The sequence below is a fragment of the Primorskyibacter aestuariivivens genome (assembly GCF_028023675.1).
GTDB lineage: Bacteria > Pseudomonadota > Alphaproteobacteria > Rhodobacterales > Rhodobacteraceae > Marinovum > Marinovum aestuariivivens.
The window spans coordinates 135,313-148,296 of the sequence record NZ_JAQIOZ010000010.1 but is presented as its reverse complement, the minus strand read 5'-3'; the positions used below and the strand labels follow the sequence as shown (position 1 = coordinate 148,296).

The 12,984-nt window shown below is 59.8% G+C and carries 13 protein-coding genes and 1 pseudogene; 12 read left to right on the top strand and 2 right to left on the bottom strand.

Going from position 1 to position 12,984, the window contains the following annotated elements:
* Entirely contained in the window at nucleotides 1-621 is a 621-nt protein-coding gene (locus tag PGB28_RS12185; protein WP_271421780.1) for a lytic transglycosylase domain-containing protein, read from the bottom strand.
* Between the two features lie 43 nt (nucleotides 622-664).
* A complete protein-coding gene (locus tag PGB28_RS12180; protein WP_055296398.1) occupies nucleotides 665-1,033 on the bottom strand; it encodes a hypothetical protein in 369 nt (122 codons plus the stop codon).
* 218 nt (nucleotides 1,034-1,251) lie between these two features.
* Between PGB28_RS12180 and PGB28_RS12175 the strand changes: the two genes are divergently transcribed.
* The 12 genes and pseudogenes from PGB28_RS12175 (at nucleotide 1,252) to PGB28_RS12120 (ending at nucleotide 12,981) form a co-directional block, all read left to right on the top strand.
* The gene (locus PGB28_RS12175; RefSeq protein WP_271421779.1) at nucleotides 1,252-1,497 is read left to right on the top strand and encodes a hypothetical protein; all 246 of its coding nucleotides are present in this window, start codon (nucleotides 1,252-1,254) and stop codon (nucleotides 1,495-1,497) included.
* A gap of 124 nt (nucleotides 1,498-1,621) precedes the next feature.
* Nucleotides 1,622-1,879 (top strand): helix-turn-helix domain-containing protein, encoded by a 258-nt coding sequence (locus PGB28_RS12170; RefSeq protein WP_028284972.1) that lies wholly within the window; start codon nucleotides 1,622-1,624, stop codon nucleotides 1,877-1,879.
* Between the two features lie 169 nt (nucleotides 1,880-2,048).
* Nucleotides 2,049-2,288 carry a hypothetical protein gene (locus PGB28_RS12165; RefSeq protein WP_271421778.1) on the top strand — a complete coding sequence of 80 codons (240 nt, stop codon included), beginning with the start codon at nucleotides 2,049-2,051 and terminating at the stop codon, nucleotides 2,286-2,288.
* A gap of 997 nt (nucleotides 2,289-3,285) precedes the next feature.
* On the top strand, nucleotides 3,286-4,356 hold the full coding sequence (locus PGB28_RS12160; protein WP_271421777.1) for a YncE family protein: 1,071 nt from the start codon (nucleotides 3,286-3,288) through the stop codon (nucleotides 4,354-4,356).
* 34 nt (nucleotides 4,357-4,390) lie between these two features.
* Nucleotides 4,391-5,773, top strand: a complete 1,383-nt coding sequence (locus PGB28_RS12155; RefSeq protein WP_271421776.1) for an MBL fold metallo-hydrolase RNA specificity domain-containing protein — start codon at nucleotides 4,391-4,393, stop codon at nucleotides 5,771-5,773.
* Nucleotides 5,770-7,272, top strand: a complete 1,503-nt coding sequence (locus PGB28_RS12150) for a thymidine phosphorylase family protein (protein ID WP_271421775.1) — start codon at nucleotides 5,770-5,772, stop codon at nucleotides 7,270-7,272. Before PGB28_RS12155 ends, PGB28_RS12150 begins: the two co-directional genes overlap by 4 nt.
* Complete coding sequence (locus PGB28_RS12145; RefSeq protein ID WP_333908235.1) at nucleotides 7,212-8,198, top strand: ribose-phosphate diphosphokinase; 987 nt, start codon at nucleotides 7,212-7,214, stop codon at nucleotides 8,196-8,198. Before PGB28_RS12150 ends, PGB28_RS12145 begins: the two co-directional genes overlap by 61 nt.
* Nucleotides 8,195-10,549, top strand: coding sequence for a copper-transporting P-type ATPase (locus tag PGB28_RS12140; RefSeq protein ID WP_271421774.1), 2,355 nt, complete (start codon nucleotides 8,195-8,197; stop codon nucleotides 10,547-10,549). The genes PGB28_RS12145 and PGB28_RS12140 overlap by 4 nt, the downstream gene beginning before the upstream one ends.
* A complete protein-coding gene (locus PGB28_RS12135) occupies nucleotides 10,546-11,640 on the top strand; it encodes a Rossmann-fold NAD(P)-binding domain-containing protein (protein ID WP_271421773.1) in 1,095 nt (364 codons plus the stop codon). Before PGB28_RS12140 ends, PGB28_RS12135 begins: the two co-directional genes overlap by 4 nt.
* Nucleotides 11,637-11,859, top strand: a pseudogene (locus PGB28_RS12130) (amino acid permease); the annotation flags it as partial. The gene PGB28_RS12135 and the pseudogene PGB28_RS12130, both read left to right, overlap by 4 nt.
* Nucleotides 11,860-12,001: 142 nt before the next feature.
* Entirely contained in the window at nucleotides 12,002-12,259 is a 258-nt protein-coding gene (locus PGB28_RS12125; RefSeq protein WP_271421772.1) for a DUF2933 domain-containing protein, read from the top strand.
* Nucleotides 12,256-12,981 carry a methyltransferase family protein gene (locus tag PGB28_RS12120; protein ID WP_271421771.1) on the top strand — a complete coding sequence of 242 codons (726 nt, stop codon included), beginning with the start codon at nucleotides 12,256-12,258 and terminating at the stop codon, nucleotides 12,979-12,981. Before PGB28_RS12125 ends, PGB28_RS12120 begins: the two co-directional genes overlap by 4 nt.
* The last annotated feature ends 3 nt before the right edge of the window (nucleotides 12,982-12,984 follow it).

Genomic DNA, 12,984 nt, shown 5'->3' with positions numbered 1-12,984 from the left:
TCACGAATTTGATCCTTCCAATCGGGCCACGACGGCCATGACGCGGGCCACGTGGTTTTGGGTTTCTCGGTAGGGGGGGATGCCGCCGAATTGGCGCACGGCATCGGGTCCGGCGTTATAGGCCGCCAGCGCCAGGCGCGGATCGCCGAAGCGCTCCAGCATCATCGCGAGGTAGCGGGCGGAACCGTCGAGGTTCTGCAGCGGGTCTCGCGGGTCAATGCCGAGATCACGGGCAGTGGCGGGCATCAGCTGGCCAAGGCCAATGGCGCCTGCGCTGGAGACCGCATTCTGCCGATAGGCGCTCTCCACCTCGATATTGGCGCGATAGAGAGCCAGCCAATCCGTGACGGACAGCCCCGCGCGGCGAGGACCGGGATGGCTGGCATAGCGCAGGGCCGTTGCCTCGATGCCCAGGAGAACGTCTGCGCGGGGCAAGGGTGCTGGCTGGGCGAGTGCCGCAAACCTCAGTGCGTCAGGCTCGGAAGCTGCCTCAGTCTCACCAAGAATGGCCAAACCATCGGACGCCGATCCCTGACCAATGCCGTCATTGTAGTTTCGAGCAAAACCGCTCTGAGACCGCGACGGGGTCAGAGAGCCGTCGCTCTCCATGATCAGGACCATTTGCGCTGAAGCTGGCGCGGCGACCAGCCAGAAACAGACGAGGTTAGTTGTCAGCGCCCTTGTCTGATGGCGCTTTGTCTGACGGGGCGAGTTTGTGCGTGCGACTTGTACCCGCCTCAAGCGGCAGGTCGACATGTGCAAAGCCAAGGCCAATGAAGAAAGACACCACGCCGGAGATCGTCTTGAACTCGCGGATCTTGATATCGTTGTAGGTCGTTCGCGTGCGGGCGGTGACGAGGAGCTTTTCCACTCCGTCATCAGAGACAACACGCATGATCCAGACCCCGTAATAGCTAGGGCCTTTCTTGTGTGCCGACTCCTGACACAGGATTTCTGCGCTATAGCCGCTTTCCACGAGTTCGCGGAAACGCGCTTCCGTAACCACATTTGGTGCTTCGATGTCCCAGTTCATGGCCCGGCCCACGCTTTCTCCAAAAACGCAACGCCCGGGCATTCCTACTTGAAGCCCAGAGTTACGATAGTATATTAATAACCGCAAGATATATTGCGACAGATACGGCTGTATCTCGGTTACTCAAACTCTAGGCACGGCCATTGGCGTCTATCAAGGAAATAAGAGGTTCTAGAAACCTGTGGTTGCGGAGCCTGCTTGCTCTGCAAGCCATAGCCATGGTCATCCTCCTCCCTGGCGCAAGTTCCGCGGAATCCTGTCTTCCACCGCCCCGTCCCTTCCTGCCAAGCGATTCGCAAGCGGCCCGTGACTACACCGACCTCATCCGCGCCGATTTCGAAGACTACATCCAGGATATCCAGAGCTACTTCCGTTGCCTCGACGACGAGCGCGCCCGTGCGTTTGAGGAAGCACGGGAGGTCAGCGAGGATTACGGACGATTTCTGCAATTGGTAGGGGATTGATGGGCAGCTTCGGGAGCATCAGACTTGCAGCCCGTGGAAACCAGACGCCGATAACACCCTCAAATATCTACTTTTTAGATAACAGATTTCATCCGCTAGCGACGTCACAAAAGGTATGTGACGCGTGGCAAAGACAATCAGAACAAATGGCCAGTTGGCGCTCGTCCGTGCGTTGGTTGATGCACGTCAAAATGCGGGTCTCAGCCAGCAGCAGTTGGCGGCGAAGCTCAAACGCCACCAGTCGTTTGTGGCACGTCTCGAAAGTGGCGAGCGTCGTATCGACGTCGTGGAGTTTACAGTTCTGGCGAGGGTCATTGGTTTTGACAAAGATGAAGTCCTGTCGATTGTCGAAGCCGCCACGGAGCCCGACCACAGGATTTGAACCAAATGAATTGTTGAGAACACGGGAACCCATTTTCCCGGTCTGATGATCATTCCCTCCTCGAGGACCAGTTAGCCAACATCAAAGAAGTCCGGCGCGCGGTCGTAGTGAACGCTCTGCAACCTCACGCCGCATTTCGCAGCGCCACAGTGCAGGAAGTCAGTAAACAGTGAACGAAGATGAGGTCGAAGGCGTCGCGATTGCGAATTTGATCGGGACGGATGAGCGTAGTGTGGTCGGTTGGGTGTATCGCTGGAATACCGGCGCGCTCGCAGTGCGGTGGAACGTCAGCGGTCCGCAGCGGGTCTCAAGCATTCAGCCCGACCTCTGCGATGCGGAGAAGGGTGAAATTGACTTCGATGGCTTGAAGAGAATTCGAAGGCGCGGCAGCGGGAAAGATCGGCCGTAGCAACGTCGAAGCTCAATGCGGATGGCAGTTGAGAAACAGTACCCGGAAGAAACTGGACCTCGAGAGCGTTTGTGGCGAAGGCCTCGAACTTGCCCAAAGTGTCGGATGCTGCACGGTGAACCAACCGATAGAATGGGCGAGGCCGCCGTTCGCTGCGGGTGCGAATTGGCAGGGGATAGGCAGTAAAACGGCACCCAGTCTTCGTTTTAGCATGCAGGGCAGCCCCAAATGCTCTGAGTGGTTTCAAAGGTACGATGCAATGGCCTCGCCCAAATTCGAATCTCACAGAAGTTTTACTAGGATCCCATGTCAGCGCGCCTTGACCTTACAGCTACTGGATACCCTATCTATTGTGACAGCGCTTAACCAAAACTTGGCAGATCTTGATCTGCGTCACGGTAAAAAATGCGACAAATGCTATGGGAAGTCACCAATCTTGGAGTTCAACGTGGCTAATGCATCGGTATATTGGAAGAAATTGACTCGGTATGTCGGTACGGCAATACTGTTGCTTTCTATAGCCATGACAACCGCGAACTCCGCGTCCCATCAACTCGAAATGGAAAGCATTGGGCTAGACTCAGTTTCGGTAGTCACCACACAGATCGCGTCCACATTGGATGAAAACCCGGAGTCGGAAGCTTCAGACTATTCCTATTGCCCGGACGGGTTTTTGTGCCATTCGCAACCAGTTCTGCAGAGCACGTCCTTTGGCGTGAAAGTTAGGCATTTGCTTTCTGGCACCGTGCGACCTGACTCAGGAATTTCGTTGACTGGGCGTTCTACAGACGTCGAGATCCCTCCGCCGCTTCGCGCGCGCGCCTGACGCGCGACTTCGGGAAAAACGCACTTCCATTACACTTTACCGATTGCTGCGCGTCGCCGCCCTGACGCGGTGCCGAACCTTTGGTGGTTCGCGGTTCCGACAAGGCGAGTCAAACAGTTCATCGGAAGATGAACCCACAATCGAAAACCAAATCGAAAAAGGCTCCACACCATGAAATGCAATTCTGTATTTACGATAATCGTCGCGGCAACGGCTTTCTCGGCCACAACAACCCTGGCAGGGACGGATCGCGTCTTTATTCCCGAAGGAAGCGCGGATGCAGTCAGGATAGTCGATGCCACATCAGGAGCGGTTCTTGGGCGCATAGACGACATCCAGGCCGTTCACGGGCTCGCCGGCCACCGAAATTCTCCATATCTGATAGCCGGCAGCTACATGGAATCTGACCGCGAAGCTCTCGCCGACATGGCAACGCCCTCGGATGTCAGCGAAGACGAACATGTCGCCCATCACGCCAAACCGAAAGAGGTCCTTGGGCCGGCAGATGCGGGCGTGAGCCTGTTGTCGGTCATCGACGCGGCCAGCGGCAAACTACTCCGAAAGATCGAGGTCCCCGGTGCCGTGCATCACGTCGCGATTTCGCCGGACGGGCGGTTCGCTGTATCGACCCACCCCAATGGCGACGGCATTTCTGTTGTGGATCTCGAAACCTTCGAGCTGTCCGCCTGGGTCCCCACGGGCGCAATGCCGAACTACGTCGGCTTTGGCACCGATCCGAGCGTCGCTTATGTGTCGAATGCCGGCAACGGTACGGTCAGCGAGGTTGATCTCGAGATCGGCATTGTTCGCCGAAACATGATCGCGGGCGAGGCGCCCGAGCATCTGGCCATAAGTCCGGACAAAGGCTCTATGTTTGTCGCTGACGCTGACATCGGGCGGGTCGTCGAGATAGAGCTCGCAACCGGCAGGGAATCGCGCACCTTTGAGATCGGCGGCGAGATTCACGGATTGGCTCTTTCCGAGGACCAAACCCACCTTATTGTCGCCGCGAAGGAAACCGATCGACTTGTATCGATCGACCTCGACTCCGGCAACATTATCAGCGGCGCGCTGTCCCCCGCCCCCTATCACCTGACGACGATTCCCGGGACCGGGACGGTGTTCGTCTCCAGCCGTGACGAGCCCAAGGTCTGGATTGTCGATGCCGACACGCTGAAAGCCACGAAGGAATTCCCGATCGAGGGTGAAGGGCATCAGATGGTGGCGATGGGGACCGAGTGATCCGCCGCCATATCCCCTGCGAAAGGAGGTAACGATGAGCTTTCACGGTCAACCAACGCTTCGGTTTCTCGGCGCAGCCTGCACCGTGACCGGCTCGCGCTATCTGGTCGAGTGGGGTCGCCGGAGGATTCTGGTGGATTGCGGATTGTTTCAGGGTTTCAAGCAATTGCGACGCCGCAACCGGAAACCTTTTCCGGCGCGTCCAAATACGATCGACACGGTCCTTCTGACCCACGCGCATCTGGATCACTCCGGTTACCTTCCGGCGCTGATCCGCGCGGGGTTTCGTGGCCGGGTTCTGTGCACCCCGGCCACGAAGGAGCTGTGCGGCCTGATCCTGCCCGACAGCGGACACCTTCAGGAAGAGGAGGCAAAATACGCGCGCCGTAAAAAGTACTCAGACCACAAGAAACCGAAGCCGCTCTACACGTTAAACGATGCCAAAGCGGCGCTGGAGCAGCTTGCCACCGTCGACTTCGAGCAACGCATCGATCTGGGTGACGGCATCTACGCAGAGTTCATTCCGGCCGGACATTTACTAGGTGCGGCGCAGATCAAGCTGACGCTCAACGGCACCACCGTGCACTTCAGCGGCGATTTGGGCCATGACAAGGACCCACTGATGCGGGCTCCAGTGCCGTTTGGTGGGGCGGACGTGCTGGTGTGCGCATCCACCTATGGCAACCGCAAGCACTCCGATATTTATCCGGAGGCAGAGCTTGTGCCGGTGCTGAAGCGCGTGTTCGCGCGCGGCGGTACCGTGCTGATCCCGTCGTTTGCCGTCGGGCGGGCGCAAGGACTGATGTACCACATCGCCCGCCTGATGAAGCGTGACGAGATTCCGTATGTCCCGGTCTTCCTCAACAGTCCGATGGCTGTGGATGCGACCGAGATCTACCACCGCCACCACGACGAGCACCATGTCAGTTGGGAAGACTGCGTGAACATGTTCCGCGTGGCCAAGCGGGTAAACACGGTCAAGCAGTCGAAGGCGCTCAATACCCGGCAGGGGCCCATGATTATCATTTCGGCGAGCGGGATGCTAACGGGCGGGCGTATTCTGCACCATTTGATCAGTTTCGGCGGAGATCGGAGGAATGCGATCATCTTGTCGGGATTTCAGGCCGGTGGAACGCGCGGTGCAACGTTGGCAAACGGGCAGCGAAAACTGCGCATTTTCGGACGTGAGCATCGGATTGACGCCGAGGTCGTACAACTCGAGACATTTTCGGGCCATGCGGATGCAGACGAAATCCTGACCTGGATGGATGCCGGGCGGCCGCCGAAGATCACCTATCTAACCCACGGCGAGCCAGAGGCGGCGGACACCCTGCGCCGCCGGGTTGCGCATGAGCTGGGGCGCAATGCCCGCGTGCCCGAACATCTGGAAACCATCCGTCTGGACGCGCCGAAATGAATGACGAACACAATACTTTGGCCCTGATGCCCGCCGGGATCGATACTTACCGCCAGCCGGTGGTCTACATGCGAGAGGACTGCCATCTGTGCCGCTCGGAGGGTTTTGCCACCCATACCCGCATCGAGGTGGAGGTCGCCGGCAAACGGATCATCGCAACGCTCAACGTCGTCACAGGCGGCGATTGGCCGCCGCCGCATATCGCCGCTCTCAGCGACGCCGCCTGGGATGCTCTGGGGCCAGAGACAGGGGCAATAGGCCGGTTTTCGCACCCCGAACCTCCTGCATCGGCCTCGGCGATCCGCACCAAGGTTTATGGTGGTCGGCTGGACGGCGACGCCTGTCGTGCCATCATCGCCGATACGATGGACCGCCGACTGTCCGACCTAGATCTCGCTGCATTCGTGACGGCCTGCGCAGGTGACAGAATGGACGAGGCTGAAACCATCGCGCTGACAATGGCGATGCGCGATGCTGGCAGGCGGATGGACTGGGGCGCGGGGCCTGTGCTGGACAAGCATTGCGTCGGCGGCCTACCGGGCAATCGGACAACGCCGATCGTGGTGGCGATCGTGGCCGCAGCCGGGCACCTGATCCCCAAGACATCCAGCCGCGCCATCACGTCGCCCGCCGGAACCGCTGACACGATGGAAGTCATGGCACCCGTCGCGCTGGACATCGCTGCCTTGCGCCGCGTGGTCGAAACCGAGGGCGGTTGCATCGTCTGGGGCGGCGGGCTGGATCTCAGCCCGGCCGACGACATGCTGATCCGTATCGAGCGCCCGCTCGACTTTGACAGCGAGGGGCAGATGGTGGCCAGTATCCTGTCCAAAAAGGCGGCTGCCGGGTCCAACCACGTGCTGATCGACATGCCCGTGGGACCGACCGCCAAGGTGCGCTCGGTTGACGCCGCGCAGATGTTATCAGACAGGTTGCGGGTCGTGGCTGACGCTTTGGGTCAAGAGATCGCCATTCATCTCAGCGACGGGTCGACCCCGGTGGGCCGGGGCATTGGCCCGGCGCTGGAGGCACATGACGTTTTGGCAGTTCTTCGGCGCGCGCCGGACGCGCCTGCTGACCTGCGCGAAAGGGCGTTGGATGTTGCCGGCGCCCTGCTTGATCTTGCCAGAGACGACGGACGAAAACGGGCAAAAGAGATATTGGACAGCGGTGCGGCCGAGGCGACCTTCATGGCGATTTGCGCCGCACAGGGCGGGTTCACCGAACCCGGTCACGCGCCGCAGCGGCAAGTGGTTACCGCCGGCCGCGCAGGCGTGATCGCAGCCATCGACAACCGCCGTATCGCCAAGATCGCCAAACTGGCCGGCGCACCGGGGCGCAAGACCTCGGGTGTTCTGTTGCTGACGCGCGTCGGGGATGCGGTCGAGCGGAACCAGCCGCTCTATGAAATCCACGCCGAAACCCCGGGCGAATTGGCATGGTCGAGGGAATATGCCGACAGCGGTGTGAACCCCTTTGGAATCGAGGATCCCCGATGACCCCATTTTTTCTGGCATTTCCCGGTATAGAACCGCTGTCGCACCGGATCGCCGATCTGATGGATGGCGAGGCGCAAACGGTCGGGCTTCACCAGTTTCCTGATGGCGAAACGCTGGTCACTCTTCCGCAAGGCATAGATGGGCGGGCGGTCAGTGTCGTGGCCAACCTGCGCGATCCCGATCAAGTGGCGTTGCCGCTGCGCTTTACCGCCGAAACCGCGCGCGATTTGGGGGCGTCCAGCGTCGGCTTGGTTGCGCCTTATCTGAGCTACATGCGGCAGGACCGGCGATTTGCACCCGGTCAGGCGATCAGCGCGCCGATTTTTGCCCGTTTTCTTGAGCAATCCTTTGACTGGCTCGTTACGGTCGATCCGCATCTGCACCGCATTTCTGCGCTGGAGGAGGTATTCCGTTTCTCGGCACTCAGGGTCGCCTCGGCCCCGCTGATTGCGGACTGGATCGTTACGAACGTTCCTGATGCAGTAATCCTGGGTCCCGACAGCGAAAGCCAGCAATGGGTGGCTGACGTCGCCGCTTTGGCCGATAAGCCGTATGAAGTGCTGACCAAAGTCCGCTCGGGCGACCGGACGGTCGAAATCAGTGTGCCGCAAAGCACGGCTTTGACGCAGGGCACGCCCGTTGTCCTTGATGATATCGCGTCTTCAGGGCGAACGATGACGCAGGCCATTGACCTCCTTCGCGCCGCCGGAACCAAGCCGCCGGTCTGCATCATCATACACGCCGTTTTTGCTGACAACGCCTACCATGATATCCTTGCGGCAGGTGCAGAGCGGGTCATTACGACCGACACCATACCGCATTCCAGCAACGCCATCGGGTTGGCCCCTTTGCTGGCTCCGGCAGTGCAATCGGCGGCGCAAGACACAAGCCGGATTCCCGAAACACCAATGGAAGCACAAAGATGAAAAATCACGATCATCAAACCCACGCCAAGGCGGAAAACATGATTTATGTCTGCCCGATGCACCCCGAGGTGCGTCAGGATGGGCCGGGTGATTGCCCGAAATGCGGGATGCATCTGGTGCCGGCGGCGGAGGCTGAAGCGCACGCGCATCACGATCACCATACCCACGAGCATCATGGCCATAACGCGAGGGATGATGGCGAATACGATGTGGTGCCAGCCGGATATGAAGGTGCTGTCTACACCTGCCCGATGCATGCGCAGGTGCGCCAAACCAGCCCCGGGTCCTGCCCGATCTGCGGCATGGGGCTGGAGCTGGAAAGCGCGGCCATGGCCGAAGAAGGCCCCAACCCCGAACTGGTGGATTTCACCCAGCGTTTCTGGGTCGGTACTGTTCTGACAATCCCCCTTTTGATCTTCACCATGGCCCCCTTTGTCGGCTTTCCGGGCGTGCGCGAGATCTTTGGCGAGCGTGCCACTCTTTGGATTGAACTGGTGCTTGGAACGCCCGTGGTCTGGTGGTGCGGCTGGCCCTTCATGGTGCGCGGCTGGAATTCGTTCCGGACCCGAAACCTGAACATGTTCTCGCTGATTTCCATGGGAGTTCTGGCCGCTTGGTTGTTCAGCGTCGTAGCTGTTCTGATGCCTGACATCTTCCCCGACGGGTTCCGCGACGCCGAGGGTCACGTCGGTGTCTATTTCGAAGCGGCGGCGGTGATTGTCACGCTGGTCTTGCTGGGTCAGGTGATGGAGCTGCGCGCGCGTGAAGGCACCGGCAAAGCGATCCGGGCGCTTCTGGACATGGCGGCCAAGACCGCGCGAATCCTCCGCGAGGACGGCAGCGAAGATGAAATCCCGCTTGAAGATGTCCAGGTCGGAGATCGCCTGCGGGTGCGGCCCGGCGACAAGGTGCCGGTGGACGGCGTCGTGACCGAAGGCCGATCGTCGATCGACGAAAGCATGATCTCCGGCGAACCGATCCCGGTGGAAAAGGTCGCCGGCGATGGCGTGACCGGCGCTACGATCAACGGTACGGGTTCGCTGGTGATCGAGGCCACTCGTGTTGGCGCCGACACCATGCTGGCGCAGATCGTCGAGATGGTGTCGAACGCCCAGCGTTCGCGCGCGCCGATCCAGAAATACGCCGATCAGGTCGCCGGATATTTTGTTCCGGCAGTGATCGCCATTGCGGTATTGGCCTTCATCGGATGGGCGATGTGGGGGCCGGCCCCTGCGCTCAGCTACGCACTGATCGCGGCCGTCGCGGTTCTGATCATCGCCTGCCCCTGTGCGCTTGGCCTTGCTACACCGATGTCGATCATGACGGCCACCGGACGCGGTGCACAAGCGGGTGTGCTGATTAAAAACGCCGAGGCACTGGAGCGGTTTGAAAAGATCGACACGCTGATCGTTGACAAGACCGGTACCCTGACCATGGGTCAGCCTCGGCTGGTAGCGGTATTGCCCGAAGAAGGGCATGACGAGGCCGAAGTCCTAGGTCTTGCAGCGACGCTCGAAAAAGGCTCCGAGCACCCACTGGCTGAAGCCATCGTCGAGGGCGCTGAGGAACGCGGCGTAGCCATGGGCAAGGCCAGCGACTTCGAGGCGGTGACCGGAAAGGGTGTCAAGGGCACCGTCGACGGCAAGTCGGTGGCGTTAGGCAATCGCAAATTGATCGAGGATCTGGGATTGCGCCCCGGCCCGCTAACCGAGGTGGCCAACGCGCGCCGGGACGAAGGCGAGACGGTGATGTTCGTCGTGGTGGAAAATGCGCTGGCCGGGCTGGTCTCTGTCTCTGACCCGGTCAAGGAAACCACGCCTGCCGCACTGAAGGCCCTGCACGAGTTGGGGTTCCGCATCATCATGGCCACTGGGGACAACGAGCGGACTGCCAAAGCGGTCGCCGCACGCCTGGGCATCGACGAAATCCGCGCCGACGTTCTGCCTGAGGACAAGGTGACGATCATCAAGGAACTTCAGGCCAATGGCGCCAAGGTTGCAATGGCCGGTGATGGCGTCAACGATGCTCCGGCGCTGGCCCAGGCTGATGTGGGCATCGCCATGGGCACCGGGGCCGACGTGGCTATCGAAAGCGCCGGGATCACGCTGGTCAAGGGCAACCTCGACGGGATCGTTCGCGCCCGGCGTCTGGCCCGCGCCACTATGCGTAACATCCGCCAGAACCTGTTCTTTGCGCTGATCTACAACGCTTCGGGCGTGCCAGTGGCCGCCGGTGTATTGTTTCCATTCTTCGGCATTCTCATTAGCCCGATGTTCGCCGCCTTCGCCATGAGTGCATCGTCAATCTCGGTGGTGCTGAATTCGCTCAGGCTGAGGAGTACCAAGATATGATGGGGCGTGTGTGGATTTTAGGCGGCACCGGCAAAGTTGCCACCGAGCTGACCGGACTTTTGGCGCCGGATGCGGGTGAGACTATCACAATCTCCCGTCATCCAGCCACCGCGGGCCACGGACGCACACATGTTCAAATGGACCTTTCGCGGCCACTGACATTGCCGGCGTTCAGGTCGGGCGACCGCATCATCAATCTGACCGAGGCGACAAGCCCAAGTGTCGTTGCCGCAGCGATCAAACGCGGCGCCATCTTCATCGATACTTCGGCTACGATTGACTATGTGAAGTCACTGCGCGATGCGGCAAGCGACACGGAGGGGGCAGGGCAATTCATAGGCTGCGTTGGCATGGCGCCGGGTCTGTCCAACCTGATGGCGCATCGGATCGTTCGGGATCAACCTGGCACCAGGCACTTGAAAATTGCGAGTGAGCTGGGTTTGGGCGAGCATGCCGGCACCGCGGCAACCCAGTGGTTCTTCAAGAGCCTTGAGACAACCGGCAAATCGACGTCGTCGCAATCGTTCAAGACTGGCCAGAAGATCTGGGATGTGGCCTTCGACGCCAGACAACCGAAACGACTTGCCCTAAACTTTCCGTTCGTTGAACGGGAAATCCTGGCAGAGGAACTCTCGCCACAAGTCGAAACTGTCGAAACCTATCTGGCGCTGTCACCGTCTTGGGTTACGCAGCTACTCCTTTTCGGGTTGAGACTGGGGTTTGGCGGGATGCTGGCCCAAAACGCGCACATGTTGACCAAGCTCGCGCTAGCCGGTCCCACATTCGGCAGTGCGACAACCCGGATCGTCGCGCGGGGGACCGATGCGGCGGGCCAGACTACCGGGTTTTTGCGTCTCGCCACAGGTGAGCAGAGCCGCGCCACAGCCGCAGTGATCGCCGCGGTCGCACGACGATCGAGCGATGAACCGATGCAGCGCATCACGACGATCGCGGATTGGGTGGGTTTGGAGGCAGTCGTCAACGCCATTCGCCAGGCGTGTCCGGGGACTGTTCTGTCTTCCGGGGCGGTACAAGCTGCCGATCCAACTGCCCAGGCATTTAGCAGGCGCGAACAGGAGTTTGGGTCATGACTCATACGCACGATATCACTTCTGATCGCGACAAGATAAATCTAACCAGCGCCGTGGCCATGGGAACTGGCGTGATGACCGGCGCGGGGATTTTCGCGCTGACGGGCCAGATCGCCGGGCTTGCAAAGCCGCGGTTTCCGCTGTCGTTCATTGCAGGCGCAATTGTCACGGCGTTCGGTGCAGACCTACATCGCCATGTCGAACCGGTGGCCGTCTTCCTGAGGGGGCTCCTGTTCCCGGTCTTCGGAAACCTAATCAGCCCGAAGTTCACCGCCTTAGCGATGAGCGCCTCGTCGATTTCGGTGGTGCTGAAATCGCTGCGACCGCGCCGCGCAAAAATTTGAAAGGAATACCTATGACAATGCAACACAAGACAGATCGAGAAACCCAGACTGCAAACCCCCAAGCCACGCAGACACCGTCATTCTGGAAATCGCTCGCCGGGATCTATTTGATCGTCGCGCTGGTTCTGGCGGGGCTGCTTTTGGGTTACGAACACCGCGTGCACATATTCGCCAGTAACTGGATCCTCTGGCTGCCACTTCTGATTTGCGTCGGAATGCATTTTTTCATGCATGGAGGCCATGGCGGGCACGGATCCGGAGGCAAAAAATCATGACCGATCCCGAAACTTCCTATGGATTGTGGCTGTTGGTCTTTATCAATTCGGCTGTCTTCATTGTCTTCGCCTTCAGCTTCTTCAAGCCGCAGACATCGCGCGATTGGCGTAGCTTCGGCGCCTTCAGTGCCTTTATCGTTGCACTCTTCGCTGAAATGTATGGCTTCCCACTGACAATCTTTTTTCTTTCCGGGTGGTTGCAGTCAAATTGGCCAGGGATTGACTGGTTCGCCCATGATAGCGGGCACCTGCCGGAAATGATCCTGGGTTGGCGGTCAAATCCGCATTTCGGGCCGTTCCATTTTCTCAGTTTCGCCCTGATCGGTGCCGGCTTCTGGCTGATCTCGCTGGCCTGGCACCATCTCTGGGCAGCGCAGCGGCAGGGACGCCTGGCGATGACGGGACCCTACGCCCGGATCCGGCATCCGCAATATGTCGGCTTCGTTCTCATCATGGCCGGGTTCCTCGTGCAGTGGCCGACGTTGCTCACACTCGCGATGTTCCCGGTGCTCGTCTGGATGTATGTGCGCCTCGCCCGGAGTGAGGAAGCTGACAGCGCCTCGCGTTTCCGCGACACATGGGCCTCGTATGCGGCGCAAGTACCCGCTTTCTTCCCGCGCAAAAATCACCGTGCCACTCGTTTCCAAACGACGGGCATCCAGAACCCGGTACTCGACTCAAACCGCAATCCAACTGCAACTCGGCAGGACAAGGAATTGTGAATT

Coding starts and splice junctions, on each gene's coding strand:
- PGB28_RS12140 (WP_271421774.1), top strand. CDS start 8,195: ATGAAAAATCACGATCATCAAACCCACGCCAAGGCGGAAAACATGATT.
- PGB28_RS12160 (WP_271421777.1), top strand. CDS start 3,286: ATGAAATGCAATTCTGTATTTACGATAATCGTCGCGGCAACGGCTTTC.
- PGB28_RS12135 (WP_271421773.1), top strand. CDS start 10,546: ATGATGGGGCGTGTGTGGATTTTAGGCGGCACCGGCAAAGTTGCCACC.
- PGB28_RS12185 (WP_271421780.1), bottom strand. CDS start 621: ATGGTCCTGATCATGGAGAGCGACGGCTCTCTGACCCCGTCGCGGTCT.
- PGB28_RS12150 (WP_271421775.1), top strand. CDS start 5,770: ATGAATGACGAACACAATACTTTGGCCCTGATGCCCGCCGGGATCGAT.
- PGB28_RS12175 (WP_271421779.1), top strand. CDS start 1,252: ATGGTCATCCTCCTCCCTGGCGCAAGTTCCGCGGAATCCTGTCTTCCA.
- PGB28_RS12145 (WP_333908235.1), top strand. CDS start 7,212: ATGGTCGAGGGAATATGCCGACAGCGGTGTGAACCCCTTTGGAATCGA.
- PGB28_RS12180 (WP_055296398.1), bottom strand. CDS start 1,033: ATGAACTGGGACATCGAAGCACCAAATGTGGTTACGGAAGCGCGTTTC.
- PGB28_RS12155 (WP_271421776.1), top strand. CDS start 4,391: ATGAGCTTTCACGGTCAACCAACGCTTCGGTTTCTCGGCGCAGCCTGC.
- PGB28_RS12125 (WP_271421772.1), top strand. CDS start 12,002: ATGCAACACAAGACAGATCGAGAAACCCAGACTGCAAACCCCCAAGCC.
- PGB28_RS12120 (WP_271421771.1), top strand. CDS start 12,256: ATGACCGATCCCGAAACTTCCTATGGATTGTGGCTGTTGGTCTTTATC.